Here is a 13901-nt window from a genome sequence, read left to right on the forward strand (position 1 = left end):
CACGTGTTACTCACCCGTTCGCCACTAATCCACCCCGAAGGGCTTCATCGTTCGACTTGCATGTGTTAAGCACGCCGCCAGCGTTCGTCCTGAGCCAGGATCAAACTCTCCGTGAATGTTTACCGGTCATCCGGTGACACATCACGAGAGCGGAACCACCAGAGGAATAACCCAGTGGTTCACAGCGTCCTCGCTGTGTTTTCTTCAAAGGAACCTCGTCCCAGCTGATGCTGGAGACGGGGTATCAACATATCTGGCGTTGATTTTTGGCACGCTGTTGAGTTCTCAAGGAACGGACGCTTCCTTCGTACTCACCCGAGAGACTCTCTCGCGGCTTTCCTCCGGGCGCTTCCCTTCGGTGTTTCCGACTCTATCAGTGTTTTTCCGTCTCTCTGACCACTGTCTGCGGACACGCAGAAGAGTCCTGAGATCAGGATCTGAACGAGTTGGATGCTGCCGGGTGGGGGACACTCGTTCGTGTCGCTCCGCTCCCAAGCAGGTGTACGACTCTACATCCGGCTCTGAGGCAGACGCAAATCGCTACCCCGGGGTCCAGGGGCCGCAACCGGTACGTCACACGGGGAACCGGCAGTTCATATGACATACCCTGCTCCCCAGTGCGCCGTCCAGGACAGGCAGTGACGGCCCATGAAACGCCTCTGGGAGGCTTCCCATGACCACCGTGACGTCCCCCCTCGCAGGGCGGGCCATCGGACTCGCCGCGGTACCCGACCCCGTCTTCTCGGGAGCGATGGTAGGACCCGGCACAGCAATCGACCCCGTGCGGGAGGCCTCCGAGGCCGTCGCTCCCGTGGACGGGGTCATCGTCTCTCTCCACTCACATGCCTTCGTCGTGGTCGACGGTGATGGCCACGGAGTGCTCACGCACCTCGGTATTGACACCGTGCAGCTCAACGGCGAGGGCTTCGAGCTGCTCGTCAGCAAGGGCGACACCGTGACGCGTGGCCAGGCAGTGGTGCGTTGGAACCCCGCCGCCGTCGAGGCCGCGGGCAAGTCTCCGATCTGCCCGATCGTGGCGCTCGAAGCCACGGCCAACTCTCTCACCGGCCTCCGCGAGGACGGCGATGTCAAGGCCGGCGACGAGCTCTTCGGCTGGCAGTGACAGCAGCGCCGTCACGGGACGGCGAGTCGGACAACCACCGCGGCGGTGGGATCCGCCGCACTATCGGAGACAGGTGAGATGGAGACAACGCTGCAAGGCGTCGGTGTGAGCCACGGTGTGGCGATCGGCGAAGTTCGGCACATGGGAACGGCGGTGCTGGAACCGCCTGCGAAGCAGATACCCGCTGAGGATGCGGAGCGGGAGCAGGGGCGGGCCCGCAAGGCCGTGGAGGCTGTGGCGGCCGATCTGACGGCGCGCGGCAATCTGGCGGGGGGCGAAGCCCAGGCGGTGCTGGAGGCCCAGGCCCTGATGGCCCAGGACCCCGAGTTGATGGCGGATGTGGAGCGTCGTATCACGGTCGGCAGCACGGCCGAGCGCGCGGTGTACGACGCGTTCGCCGCCTACCGTGCCCTGCTCGCGGGCGCCGGTGAATACCTCGCCGGCCGCGTTGCCGACCTGGACGACGTGCGGAACCGTATCGTCGCCCGGCTGCTCGGGGTGCCCATGCCGGGTGTCCCGGACAGCGACGAGCCGTACGTCCTGATCGCGCGCGACCTCGCGCCGGCCGACACCGCGCTGCTGGATCCGACGCTGGTGCTCGGGTTCGTCACCGAAGAAGGCGGACCGACCAGCCACAGTGCGATTCTCGCGCGGGCGCTCGGGGTGCCGGCTGTGGTCGCGCTGCCCGGGGCGGGTGAGCTGGCCGAGGGCACGGTGATCGCCGTGGACGGCAGCACCGGTGAGATATTCGTGGAGCCCAGCGCGGAGAAGAAGTCCGAGCTGGAGGCCGCGGCGGCGGAGCGCAAGGCAGCACTGGCCGCTTCGACCGGGCCGGGTGCCACCTCCGACGGGCACAAGGTGCCGCTGCTGGCCAACGTGGGTGGGCCCGCGGATGTTCCGGCCGCTGTTGAGGCCGGGGCCGAGGGTGTCGGGCTGTTCCGTACCGAGTTCCTCTTCCTGGACGACAGCAAGAAGGCGCCGTCCGAGGAGAAGCAGGTCGATGCGTACCGGCAGGTACTGGAGGCGTTCCCCGAAGGCCGTGTCGTCGTACGTGTGCTCGACGCGGGCGCGGACAAGCCGCTGGACTTTCTCACGCCGGGGGATGAGCCGAACCCGGCGCTGGGCGTGCGGGGGCTGCGGACGCTCCTCGACCACCCTGAGGTGCTGCGGACGCAGCTGACCGCTCTCGCGAAGGCCGCGGAGGGACTGCCGGTCTACCTCGAGGTCATGGCTCCGATGGTGGCGGACCGCACCGACGCGAAGGCGTTCGCGGACGCGTGTCGCGCTGCCGGGCTGCAGGCGAAGTTCGGCGCCATGGTGGAGATCCCGTCGGCCGCTCTGCGGGCACGGTCGATCCTGCAGGAGGTCGAGTTCCTGTCGCTGGGAACCAACGACCTCGCGCAGTACACGTTCGCTGCCGACCGGCAGGTGGGCGCGGTGTCGCGGCTGCAGGACCCGTGGCAGCCCGCGCTGCTCGACCTGGTGGCTCTCTCCGCCGAGGCGGCGAAGGCCGAGGGCAAGAGCTGCGGGGTCTGTGGTGAGGCCGCCTCCGACCCGCTGCTGGCGTGTGTGCTGACCGGTCTGGGGGTCACCTCCCTGTCCATGGGTGCGGCATCGATTCCTTATGTGCGGGCGACGTTGGCGAAGTACACGCTGGCCCAGTGCGAGCGCGCAGCGGCCGCCGCGCGTGCGGCGGACACCGCCGAGGAGGCGCGGAACGCGGCTCAGGCGGTGTTGTCCGGCGAGTAGCGGCGTACGCGATCGGCGTGGTCCAGGGGCGCTCCACCTGTGTGGGGCGCCCCTGCCGCGCTCAGTGGCTGTGTCCTCCCTTCATCGTTCCTTCGTCTCCGAGGTCGGGCGGGACGCAGTAGTCGACGCCCGATTCCGGTGAGACGAGGTCTCCGGATTCGATGTCGGTGCAGTACGCGTCGAAGACCTCACCCGCGGTGAGGGGCTCGAGTCCTTCTCCGCGCAGGCGCCAGCCGTAGACGCGGTCGGTGGTGCCGGGAGCGCTGGTCCGCATGACGAGCCCGCCGGCGCTCCGGGTGGCCATACCGACGGCCAGGACCGTGGTGAATTCGAGGGTCTCGGTCTCGTCGAGGCGGACCGTGCCGTCGGGGTTGTCGTCGGCCCACAGGACGGCCACGAGTGGATCGGGCGCGGCCGAGACGCTGCACACGAGGTGTCGCTCGCCGGGGCCGGCGGTGTCGAGGATGCGGGTGAGCAGGTACGAGGCGCGGGCGAAGGCGGCGCGGCCGATGTCCTCGCCGCAGGATGCGCAGCCGCCGATTTCGGCCAGGAGCGTGGTCGCGTACTGCCATGTGGCCTGGCGGACGGCCTCGTCGACCAGTTCGGGGACGAGTTCGTCGAGGCGTTGGCCCTGGTACGGGACGCTGGGACCCGTGGCGGCCAGTTCGGCCGTGAAGCGGGTGCGGCTCGTCGGGGTGTCGGGTTCCAGGCCGGTCTCGGCGCAGAACTCCGCGTACTCCTCGGGGTCGAAGAGGGCGACCCTGGTGTGGCTGCCCTGGGAGGCGAGTGTCCGGAGCAGGGCTTCCACCTGCTGAAGGTAGGTCGTGTGGTCGTCGAAGGTGAAGGTGCGGTAGCGCCGCATCGCCTTGAAGTCGTGCTCGTCCGTCAGCAGGCCGATCGTTCCGGCGATCTCGCGGCGCAGGACGCGTCGCATGGTTCGGTGCTGGGTGCGTGCCATGGTTCCCCCTTTGTGCAGTCGATCAATGCTCACTCACAGTAATCGGCGGCACTGACAACGCCCGTCGGGCGAGGGGTTCGGGGGGCGGAGGGGTGTGTCGGTCAGGCGCGTTCGCGGGCCAGGTCCTCGTAGAAGCGCAGGAGGTCGAGGTTGTCGATGGAGCCGGGGTTGACCGCCTTTTCCAGGGGGCTGCCCTGGAGGAGTCGTTTGACCGGGACCTCGATGCGTTTGCCGGTCAGGGTGTGCGGGACTCCGGGTACCTGGATGATCTCGTCGGGGACATGACGGGGGGAGAGCTGTTCGCGGATGGTCTGCTTGATGCGGTTCAGGAGGGCCTCGTCGAGGGCGGCTCCTGGGGCGAGGTGGACGAAGAGGGGCATCCAGTAACCGCCGTCGGGCTGTTCGATGCCGATGACGAGGGACTCTTTGATCTCGGGGAGGCGCTCGACGGCTTCGTAGATATCGGCCGAGCCCATGCGTACGCCCTGACGGTTGAGCGTGGAGTCGGAGCGGCCGTGAATGACGACGGAGCCGCGTGAGGTGACGGTGATCCAGTCGCCGTGACGCCAGACTCCGGGGTAGGTGTCGAAGTAGCTGTCGTGGTAGCGGGTGCCGTCGGGGTCGTTCCAGAAGTGGATCGGCATGGACGGCATCGGATTGGTGACGACGAGTTCGCCGACTTCGTCGGTGAGGGGTTTGCCGCCGGGGTCCCAGGACTGGAGGTCGGTGCCGAGGCCGGGGGCCTGGAGTTCGCCGATGTGCACCGGGAGGGTGGGGACGGCTCCCGCGAAGCAGGAGCACACGTCGGTGCCGCCGCTGACGGAGGCGATCCACAGGTCGGCCCCGGCTGCCGCGAACTCGTCGTGCAGCCAGCGGAAGCCGTCCGGCGGCAGCGGGGAGCCCGTGGTGCCGACACACTGAACGCGGGAGAGGTCGTAGTCGCGGGCCGGGTGGATACCGGCCTTGCGACAGGCCATGACGTACGCGGCGGAGGTGCCGAAGAGGGTTGCCCCGGTGCGTTCGGCCACGTGCCATTGGGCGCCCGTGTCGGGGTATCCGGGGCTGCCGTCGTACAGGACGATCGTGGTGCCGGTGAGCAGGCCGGAGACGAGGAAGTTCCACATCATCCAGCCGGTGGACGTGTACCAAAAGAAGCGGTCCTCGGGGCCCAGGTCGCAGTGGAGACCGAGCTGCTTGAGGTGTTCGACCAGGATGCCGCCCTGGGACTGGACGATGGCCTTGGGGAGGCCGGTCGTGCCGGAGGAGTAGAGCACCCACAGGGGGTGGTCGAACGGGACCTGTTCGAAGACCGGCTCCACGTCCGCGGAGGTCAGCGAGGACCATTCCAGGGCGCCCTCAGGGGCTCCGGTCCCCAGGAGCGGGATGTGGACGACTGCGCGCAGGGTGGGCAGTTCGCGGCGGAGTTCGGCGACGATGTCGCGGCGGTCGTGCTCCTTGCCGCCGTAGCGGTAGCCGTCGACCGTGAACAGGATGACCGGTTCGACCTGCTGGAACCGGTCGAGGACGCTACGGGCGCCGAAGTCGGGGGCGCAGGAGGTCCACACGCCGCCCACGGCGGCCGTGGCGAGGAGGGCGACGACGGCCTGGGGGACGTTCGGGAGGTAGCCGCTGACGCGGTCTCCGGGACGTACACCGAGGGCGCGCAGCTCGGCGGCGAGGGAGGCTACCTGGCGGCGCAGCTCGGACCAGGTCACCGGGCGCGGCTCGTGGGTCTCGTCGACGTGCAGGAGGGCCGGTTCGTCTGCGCGGGTGGCGGCCGCGCGGAGGGCGTGTTCGGCGTAGTTGAGGGTCGCCCCGGGGAACCACTGGGCTCCCGGCATGGAGCGGTCCGCGAGTACGCGCGCGTAAGGGGTGGAGAACCGTATGTCGAACCACTCGGTGACGGCCTTCCAGAAGGTCTCGAGTTCCTCGACGGACCAGAGGTGCAGGGCCGCGTAACCGCCCTCGGACGGCGCTCCATGGTGTTCGGCCGCCCATGCCTGGAACTCGGTGATCTGTGCCCGGGCGATGCGTGCCTGATCGGGCTGCCAGAGCGGTGCTTCGTTCGCTGAGGTCATGGGTCGGCTCCCGGACTGTGCGCGTCGTGTGCGGCTGTCGCGCACGGGCTGGGTGTGCGCGTCGCGCGGCTGATACGGACGATGCCATGTGATCGACTTCTTCACCAGGGCGCGGCACACATGGTCGGCGTCGTGAAGGTGTGCCTTCACCACGGGTGAACGACAGTTGAACAGCTCACCTCCTTGGGCGAGTCGGTGGCAGGGTGAGCAGTATGGAGGGTCGTGACCTGGTGCGTTCGATAAAGGCGGTCGGTTTGGTGGGGGCGGCGCAGAGGGTTCGCGCGGTGCGTGCGGCATGGCGGAGGAGGCGGGCCGATGCCGCCGGGCTGCCCGAGCGGGGCGCCGAGCGAGCGCGGGTGCCCGGGCCCGTCCAGGGGGTCGAGCCGGGGCCCGGTGGTGGGGTCGTCCGGTTCACACGGTCCGAGTTGCGGATCACCGTCGCCACGAGCGGCGCTGTCTTCTGGGGCTGGGACGGTGCCGGGCCGGAGCCGTCGTACGCGCTCGCGGGCCCTTGCCCCGAGCCGGATCCGCGGGCGGTCCTGGAGCCGGACAAGGACGGCGCGTGGCGGGTGGTGGCGGAGCGGGTGACGGTCGTGGTGTCGCGGCACGGTGCCGTCGAGGTGCAGACACCGGGTGGGGTGCTCCTGCGCCGGGATCTGCCACCCCGGTGGTGGGAGCCGGTCGGTGGGGGCGCGGCGCGCTGGATGCAGCGTTCCGAGGTGTCCGCCGACGCACGGTTCTTCGGTCTGGGTGGGCGCGCGTCGGGGCCTCGGCTGCGTGACGGAACGTATCGCCTCTGGAACACCGACCCCGGGCATACGTTCGCTCCTGAGGACGATCCGCTGTACATCACCATGCCGGTGCAGATGGTCGTGGCCGACGCGGGCACGCATCTGGTGTTCCACGACACCTCGTGGGACGGCACGGTGACGCTGTGCGGGGGCGAGGAGGGCGCCGGCTCCGGGCATGACCGGGCCGGGACGAGTGAGCTGCGTGTGGACGGCGGCCCGTTGCGCTGCTGGGTGATGGTGGGCACCCCCGCGCGCGTGTTGCACGCCTGGGCGGCGCTCACGGGTGCGCCCGCGCTGCCGCCCCCGTGGGCGCTGGGGCATCATCACGCGCGCTGGGGCTTTGGCAGCGAGCAGGAGGTTCGGCGGATCGTTTCGGGCTACCAGGAGCACGGTCTGCCCCTGGACGCGGTGCATCTGGACATCGACCACTACGACGCGCACCAGGTGTTCACGGTCGACAAGGACCGCTTCCCGAAGCTGCCGTTGCTCGCCGAGGACCTGGGAAGGGACGGGATCCGGCTGGTGTCGATCGTCGACCCCGCGGTGCGGTCCGAGCCGGGCGTCGCGGTGTACGACGCCGGGCTGGCCGAGGACGCCTTCGTGCGGGATGCCGCGGGGCGGCTCGTGGAGGGCGTCGTGTGGTCCGGTGAGTCGGTGTACCCGGACTTCACGCGCGCGCGTGTACGCGAGTGGTGGGGCGGACTCTACGAGGAGCGGCTGACGCAGGGCTTCGCCGGGTTCTGGCACGACATGAACGAGCCCACGTCGTTCGCGGCCTTCGGGGAGAACACGCTGCCCCGTTCGGCCCGGCACGATCTGGAGGGCCGGGGCGGTGACCATCGTGAGGCCCACAACGTGTACGCGCTGTGCATGGCCCAGGCCGCGTACGAGGGGTTGTGCGGACTCGTCCCCAAGGAACGGCCGTTTCTCTTCTCGCGCTCCGGGTGGGCAGGAATGCAGCGTTACGGGGGCACGTGGTCCGGGGATGTGGCCACGGGCTGGCCGGGGCTGCGGGCATCGCTGTCGCTGGTGCTGGGGCTGGGGCTGTGCGGTGTGCCGTATTCGGGCCCCGATGTGGGTGGTTTCGACGGGAGCCCGTCTCCGGAGCTGTATCTGCGGTGGTTTCAGCTGGGCGCGTATCTGCCGCTGTTCCGTACGCACGCGAGTCTGCGGGCGGGGCGCAGGGAGCCCTGGGAGTTCGGGGAGGAGGTGCTGGCCCACGCGCGCGTGGCGCTCGTCGAGCGGCGGCGTCTTCTGCCGTACTTCGTGACCCTGTCGCATCTGGCACGGCGTACGGGAGCGCCGTACGTGCGGCCGGTGTGGTGGGGCATGCCTGAGGACCGCGCATTGCGCGACTGCGAGGATGCCTTTCTGCTCGGCGATGCCCTGCTGGTGGCGCCGGTGCTGGACCCGGGTGCGGACCGGCGTGCGGTGCAGTTGCCCCGGGGGCGGTGGTACGACACGGCGACCGGGGAGGCGTACGAGGGGCCGGGGCAGGCGCTGGTCGAAGCGCCCTTGTCACGGATCCCGGTGCTCGCGCGCGCGGGTGCCGTTCTGCCTGTCCGGGGAGCCGACGGCGGGCTGGAGCTGGAGGTGTGGGCGCCCAGGCGCGGCCGGACCGGGGGCGGGTTCGTGGTGGCCGACGGGGGCGACGGCTGGGACGAGCCGAAGGTCGAGCGCTATGTGACGCGCTGGAAGAAGCGGCGGGTGGTCGTCGAGCGGCACGAGGGCGACGGGCCGGGCGAGCTCCCGTATCCCGTACGGGTGCGCGGACTCGCCCGGCCGTGACTCAGATGTACCGGCCCTCGAAGAACGCCTGGACCGCCAGGGTGTGCAGCGGGAAGGCGAGTTCGGTGGGCCTGCGCAGCAGTTGCCAGCCCTCGGTCTCGTCCGTGGCGGCGGACGCCGGCAGGCCGGTGGCCGGACGTTCCGGGAGCAGCCCGAAGAGGAGCAGGTGGCCGTCGGGTGAGCTCATCGCGTCGGCGAGGCGGACGTCGCGCTCGGCCGCGTCGATACCCGTCTCCTCCTTGAGCTCGCGGACGACGGCAGCGCGCCAGTCCTCCCGGTGGTCCATGAACCCGCCGGGCAGGGCGGTGCCCCCGCGCGCGGGGGCGATGGTTCGGGTGATGACGACCAGGGCAGTGCCCTTGGTGTCGTACACGGGCTGCAACGCCACCGCGACGGGCAGCGGGTTGCGGTAAGCGACCGTGTGGCAGACCGCGCAGGTGCGGGGCCAGCCCGAGACGCCCTCGCCGTAGGGCGCTCCGCAGCTCGAACAGTGTGAGTCCGGTGCGGTGTTGGCGATTGGTTGTTGAGTTGCGGACACGCGGCGGACTGTATCCGATCAGGTGGAGGGCGTCTCGTGGGGGTTGCTCGTGCGCCGACGACCCGTGGGTGCGGGTGTGACCCAGGTGTCCTGGCGCCCTTGCCGTCACCGGATCGGTGGTTCCTGCAAGCGCAGCGCCGACGGGAGGGACGGCCGGAACCACCCCCGTGGGCCCCGGCTGTCCCTCCCGATACTCCGACGCCAGTGAGGCACGGTTGGTTCGCCGTGACGCACTGCCAAATTACGGTTGCCCATGGCACACTTCTGACGTTCCGTCAGATTTGGCCGCCGTGGGGGAATCTTGTCTCGTACACGCACACCTGTCGTCACGGGCTGGTTCACCGGGGAGGGCGATGACTTCCATCTCCTCGGTACGCGCTGCTCGGCATGTGCCTCGGTCTTCTTCCCGCGCGAGGACACCTTCTGCCGCAATCCGGGCTGCTCCGGCGGCGCCCTGGAGGAGGTGCCGCTGTCCCGGCGCGGGCGCGTCTGGTCCTACACGGACGGACGGTACCGACCTCCGTCACCCTACGTGTCCGATCCGGAACTTCCGTGGGAGCCCCGTACGTTGATCGCTGTGGAACTGACCGCCGAGCGCCTCGTGGTGCTCGGGCAGGCGGTTACCGGAGTCACCGTCGCCGATCTGACGGTGGGCATGGAGGTGGAGGTCGTCCCCGGGGTGCTCGACGAGGACGCGGAGACGACCTGGACGACCTGGCACTGGCGGCCGACGGGGACACGGGGGTGACGGCATGACGGACGACGTGGCAGTCCTCGGTGCGGGCATGCATCCGTGGGGCAAGTGGGGAAGAAGTTTCGTCGAGTACGGGACGGTGGCCGCGCGCGAGGCGCTCGCCGACGCTGGGGTCGCCTGGCGGGACGTCGGCTCGATCGTCGGCGCGGACACCGTGCGTGGCGGCTATCCGGGCTATGTGGCGGGGGCGACGTTCGCGAAGGCCCTGGGCTGGCAGGGGGCCCGCGTCGCAAGCGTGTACGCGGCCTGCGCCTCCGGGGCGCAGGCCGTCGCCACGGCACGGGCGCAGATCCTGGCGGGGCTCGCGGACGTCGTCCTCGTGGTGGGGGCCGACGCGGCGCCCAAAGGGTTCTTCCGGCCGGCGGGCGGGGACCGGCCCGACGACCCCGACTGGCTGCGGTTCCGGATCCTCGGGGCGACCAATCCGGCGTACTTCGGGCTGTATGCGCGCCGGAGGATGGCCCTGCACGGGGACACGGTGGAGGACTTCGCCCAGGTCAAGGTGAAGAACGCCGCCTCGGGGGCGCTGAATCCGTACGCGCGCTACCGCAAGCGGGTCACCGCGGAGGAGGTCGCCGCATCCGCGACGGTCGCCGATCCGCTGCGGCTGCTCGACATCTGCGCGACCTCGGACGGTGGTGCCGCTCTGGTGTTGTCCAGCCTCGAGTTCGCGCGGAGGCACGGTGCGGCCGACGCCGTGCGGATCCGGGCGGTGTCCACGGTGACGCCGCGCTATCCGAACACCGTGCTGGACCTCCCGGACATCGCGACGGACTCGGCGGTGGCGGTGGAGCCGCCGTCCGACACCTTCCGGGCATCCATCGCGCGGGCGGCGTTCGAGGAGGCCGGTCTCGGACCGGAGGACCTGTCGCTCGCCGAGGTGTACGACCTGTCCACGGCGCTGGAGTTGCAGTGGTACGAGGACCTCGGGCTGTGCGTCGAGGGCGAGGGGGCGAAGTTGCTCCGCGAGGGCGCCACGGCCCTCGGCGGGCGAATACCGGTGAACGTCAGCGGCGGACTGGCCTCCTTCGGGGAGGCGGTTCCGGCACAGGCCATCGCCCAGGTGTGCGAGCTGACCTGGCAGTTGCGGGGTGTCGCGGGTGACCGGCAGGTCGAGGGAGCGCGGGTGGGGATCACCGCGAACCAGGGGCTGTTCGGGCATGGTTCGTCGGTGATCGCGGTCCGGTGATCGTGGGTCGGTGATCGCGGTTCGGTGCTCCTGCGAGCCTGCGCGACGCACCGTGGTATCGCTGCGGTACCCGGCGGTGTGGTGCGGGTACGTCAGGGCCGGGTACGGTCCGTTCCGCGCTCGGCCGACGGTACGGTTCCCGTGCCGGAGCCCGGTCCGTGCAGCGGTCGGTTCTCCCCTGACGGACAGCCAGAAGTCGTGTGTCGTGGATGACTTGTGGCAGGACTGCCCACCGGCCCTACGCGTCCCTGTCCCCCGTAGCCTCCACCAACCGTTGTCGTCCGCGACCTTGACGCTCCCTGGGTGCCGGTGAACACTTCCGGGTGTCAGTCGGCATCGCCTATTTCCAGTGACTTTGTGCACTGCGCCGCTCGGGCAACCCCGCCTGCGTCACGGCCATCCCCACGGGCGAGTCGGCTACGACGGCACGCTCGTCACGGAGGCCGGGTGGGGCGCGGGATCCTCCCTGCCTTCGGCTGAAGTCGCCATGGGAAACGCACCCTGCACGGAGGACCGGGGGTGATCACCCCCGGCCCAGGGCCTAGGAGCCGCCATGAGCAACGGAGACATATTCGTCGGTGAGGTCATCGGTACCGCGATCCTCATCCTCTTCGGCGCCGGCGTGTGCGCCGCCGTCACCCTCAGACACTCGAAGGCCAGGGCTTCGGGCTGGATCGTCATCGCGTTCGGCTGGGGCTTCGGCGTGCTGGCCGGCGCCTACACCGCCGCTCCCCTGTCGGGTGGTCAGCTCAACCCGGCCGTCACGATCGGCATCGCCGTCGACACGGGGAAGTGGGACAAGGTCTGGGTGTACCTGCTGGGCCAGATGGTCGGCGCGATGCTGGGCGCCGTCCTCGCGTACCTCACCTACTTCGCACAGTTCCAGGCCAACGTTCCCAAGGTGGGCTCGGCGGACGAGCCGCTGCCGACCCTCGGGATCTTCTCGACCATCCCGGAGATCCGGAACACGGTCGCCAACCTCATGACCGAGATCATCGCGACGATCGCTCTCGTCCTGCCGATCCTCGCCTTCGGCCTCACCAAGGGCCTCGGCGAGTCCGGGACCCTCGTGCTGATCGTGTCCCTGCTGGTCGTCGGCATCGGCCTCTCCCTGGGTGGGCCCACCGGCTACGCGATCAATCCGGCACGTGACCTCGGCCCGCGCATCGTGCACACGTTCCTGCCCATCCCGAACAAGGGAACCTCCGACTGGGGTTACGCCTGGATCCCGGTCGTCGGCCCGCTGGTCGGAGGGGCACTCGCGGGTCTCATCTACAAGGCAGCCTTCTGACGCAACTGACGTAAGGGGACGTCATGCCGGACAACACCCAGAAGTACGTCGCCGCAATCGACCAGGGCACCACTTCGAGCCGCTGCATCATCTTCGACCAGGGCGGCGCGATCGTCGCCATCGACCAGCGCGAGCACCGCCAGATCTTTCCCAAGCCGGGCTGGGTGGAACACGACGCCACCGAAATCTGGTCCAAGGTGCAGGCGGTGGTCGCAGGGGCGATCGCCAAAGCGGGCCTGCGCGCCGACCAGCTCAGCGCGCTCGGTATCACCAACCAGCGCGAGACGACAGTCCTGTGGGACCGCGCCACGGGCAAACCCGTGCACAACGCGATCGTCTGGCAGGACACGCGCACGGCCGCGCTCTGCGGCGAACTCGGCGGCGCGGACGGGCAGGACCGTTTCCGCGAACAGACCGGCCTGCCCCTGGCCAGCTACTTCTCCGGGCCCAAGGCGGCCTGGCTGCTGGACAACGTGCCCGGCCTCAGGGCCCGTGCCGAGCGCGGCGAGATCGCCTTCGGCACGATCGACTCCTGGCTGATCTGGAACCTGACCGGCGGTACCGACGGCGGTCGGCACGTCACCGACGTGACCAATGCCGGACGCACCATGCTGATGAACCTGGAGACCCTCCAGTGGGACTCCTCGATCCTCTCGGCGATGAACGTCCCGGAGGCGGTCCTCCCGGAGATCAGGTCCTCCGCGGAGGTGTACGGCACCGCCGTGGGCCAGCTCTCGGGAGTGCCGGTCGCCTCGGCGCTCGGCGACCAGCAGGCGGCGGTCTTCGGGCAGGCCTGCTACGACGTGGGCACGGCGAAGAACACGTACGGGACCGGCAGCTTCCTGCTGCTCAACACCGGGAACCGGCCCGTGCCGTCGAAGAGCGGGCTGCTCACCACCATGGGGTACAAGATCGGCAGCGATGCTCCGGTGTACTGCCTGGAGGGGTCGATCGCGATCACGGGTGCCCTGGTGCAGTGGTTCCGCGACCAGCTCGGCATCATCCGTACCGCTGACGAGATCGAGTCCCTGGCAGCGGGCGTGGAGGACAACGGCGGTGCGTACATCGTGCCGGCGTTCTCGGGCCTGTTCGCGCCCTACTGGCGGTCCGACGCGCGCGGGGTCGTCACGGGATTGACGCGGTACGTCACGAAGGGGCATCTCGCGCGCGCGGTGCTGGAGGCGACGAGCTGGCAGACGCGTGAGGTCGTGGACGCCATGTTCCAGGACTCCGGGGTGCGGATCACCACCCTGAAGGTGGACGGCGGAATGACGAAGAACAATCTGCTGATGCAGCACCAGGCGGACGTTCTCGACGTGCCGGTGATCCGCCCGAAGGTCTCGGAGACGACCTGCCTGGGCGCCGCGTACGCGGCCGGGCTCGCCACAGGCGTGTGGAACGACCTGGACGAGCTGAAGTCGCACTGGCAGAAGGACGTCGAGTGGACACCGTCCATGGAGGCGTCCATCCGCGACCGCGAGTACCACAACTGGCGCAAGGCGGTGGAGAAGAGCTTCGGCTGGGAGGAGGACGGAGCGAGCTGATATCGAGGTCCACGCGCGCGTGGTGCTCGGGTGAGCCGACGTGAAACACACGCGCGCGTGCCCCCGGACTGCGGCCCGTACCCCGGTCGGCGGGGGTA

10 protein-coding genes and 1 rRNA gene are annotated in these 13901 nt (G+C 69.7%); 7 read left to right on the plus strand and 4 right to left on the minus strand.

The genetic code is table 11. The annotated features are described in order from the left end of the window. Nucleotides 1–116: ribosomal RNA gene (locus FNH04_RS11215) — 16S ribosomal RNA — on the minus strand; the annotation flags it as partial. Nucleotides 117–673: 557 nt separating this feature from the next. Between FNH04_RS11215 and FNH04_RS11220 the strand changes: the two genes are divergently transcribed. Together FNH04_RS11220 and ptsP are read left to right on the plus strand one after the other, a co-directional pair. Next, nucleotides 674–1123, plus strand: coding sequence for a PTS sugar transporter subunit IIA (locus tag FNH04_RS11220; RefSeq protein WP_152783021.1), 450 nt, complete (start codon nt 674–676; stop codon nt 1121–1123). Nucleotides 1124–1201: 78 nt separating this feature from the next. Further along, the gene (gene ptsP, locus FNH04_RS11225; protein ID WP_152783023.1) at nt 1202–2872 is read left to right on the plus strand and encodes a phosphoenolpyruvate--protein phosphotransferase; all 1671 of its coding nucleotides are present in this window, start codon (nt 1202–1204) and stop codon (nt 2870–2872) included. Nucleotides 2873–2933: 61 nt separating this feature from the next. On the opposite strand, the gene FNH04_RS11230 is transcribed toward ptsP, so the two are convergent. Together FNH04_RS11230 and FNH04_RS11235 are read right to left on the minus strand one after the other, a co-directional pair. Further along, complete coding sequence (locus FNH04_RS11230) at nt 2934–3830, minus strand: hypothetical protein (protein ID WP_152783025.1); 897 nt, start codon at nt 3828–3830, stop codon at nt 2934–2936. A 101-nt stretch (nt 3831–3931) separates the two neighbouring features. Continuing rightward, entirely contained in the window at nt 3932–5908 is a 1977-nt protein-coding gene (locus FNH04_RS11235) for an acetoacetate--CoA ligase (protein WP_152783028.1), read from the minus strand. A gap of 212 nt (nt 5909–6120) precedes the next feature. Here FNH04_RS11235 and FNH04_RS11240 point away from each other — a divergent pair, with 212 nt between their 5' ends. Then, on the plus strand, nt 6121–8487 hold the full coding sequence (locus tag FNH04_RS11240; RefSeq protein WP_152783030.1) for a glycoside hydrolase family 31 protein: 2367 nt from the start codon (nt 6121–6123) through the stop codon (nt 8485–8487). 1 nt (nt 8488) lies between these two features. Here FNH04_RS11240 and FNH04_RS11245 read toward each other — a convergent pair whose 3' ends face one another. Next, the gene (locus tag FNH04_RS11245; RefSeq protein WP_322722919.1) at nt 8489–9025 is read right to left on the minus strand and encodes an NUDIX domain-containing protein; all 537 of its coding nucleotides are present in this window, start codon (nt 9023–9025) and stop codon (nt 8489–8491) included. Nucleotides 9026–9326: 301 nt separating this feature from the next. Between FNH04_RS11245 and FNH04_RS11250 the strand changes: the two genes are divergently transcribed. The 4 genes from FNH04_RS11250 to glpK all read left to right on the plus strand — a co-directional run bounded on the left by FNH04_RS11250 (nt 9327) and on the right by glpK (nt 13803). Further along, entirely contained in the window at nt 9327–9773 is a 447-nt protein-coding gene (locus FNH04_RS11250) for a Zn-ribbon domain-containing OB-fold protein (protein WP_152783032.1), read from the plus strand. 4 nt (nt 9774–9777) lie between these two features. Further along, entirely contained in the window at nt 9778–10968 is a 1191-nt protein-coding gene (locus FNH04_RS11255; RefSeq protein ID WP_152783034.1) for a lipid-transfer protein, read from the plus strand. Between the two features lie 553 nt (nt 10969–11521). Then, complete coding sequence (locus tag FNH04_RS11260; protein WP_152783036.1) at nt 11522–12259, plus strand: MIP/aquaporin family protein; 738 nt, start codon at nt 11522–11524, stop codon at nt 12257–12259. 23 nt (nt 12260–12282) lie between these two features. Further along, complete coding sequence (glpK, locus tag FNH04_RS11265; protein ID WP_152783038.1) at nt 12283–13803, plus strand: glycerol kinase GlpK; 1521 nt, start codon at nt 12283–12285, stop codon at nt 13801–13803. The last annotated feature ends 98 nt before the right edge of the window (nt 13804–13901 follow it).

The organism is Streptomyces phyllanthi, assembly GCF_009377205.1.
Taxonomy (GTDB): domain Bacteria; phylum Actinomycetota; class Actinomycetes; order Streptomycetales; family Streptomycetaceae; genus Streptomyces; species Streptomyces phyllanthi.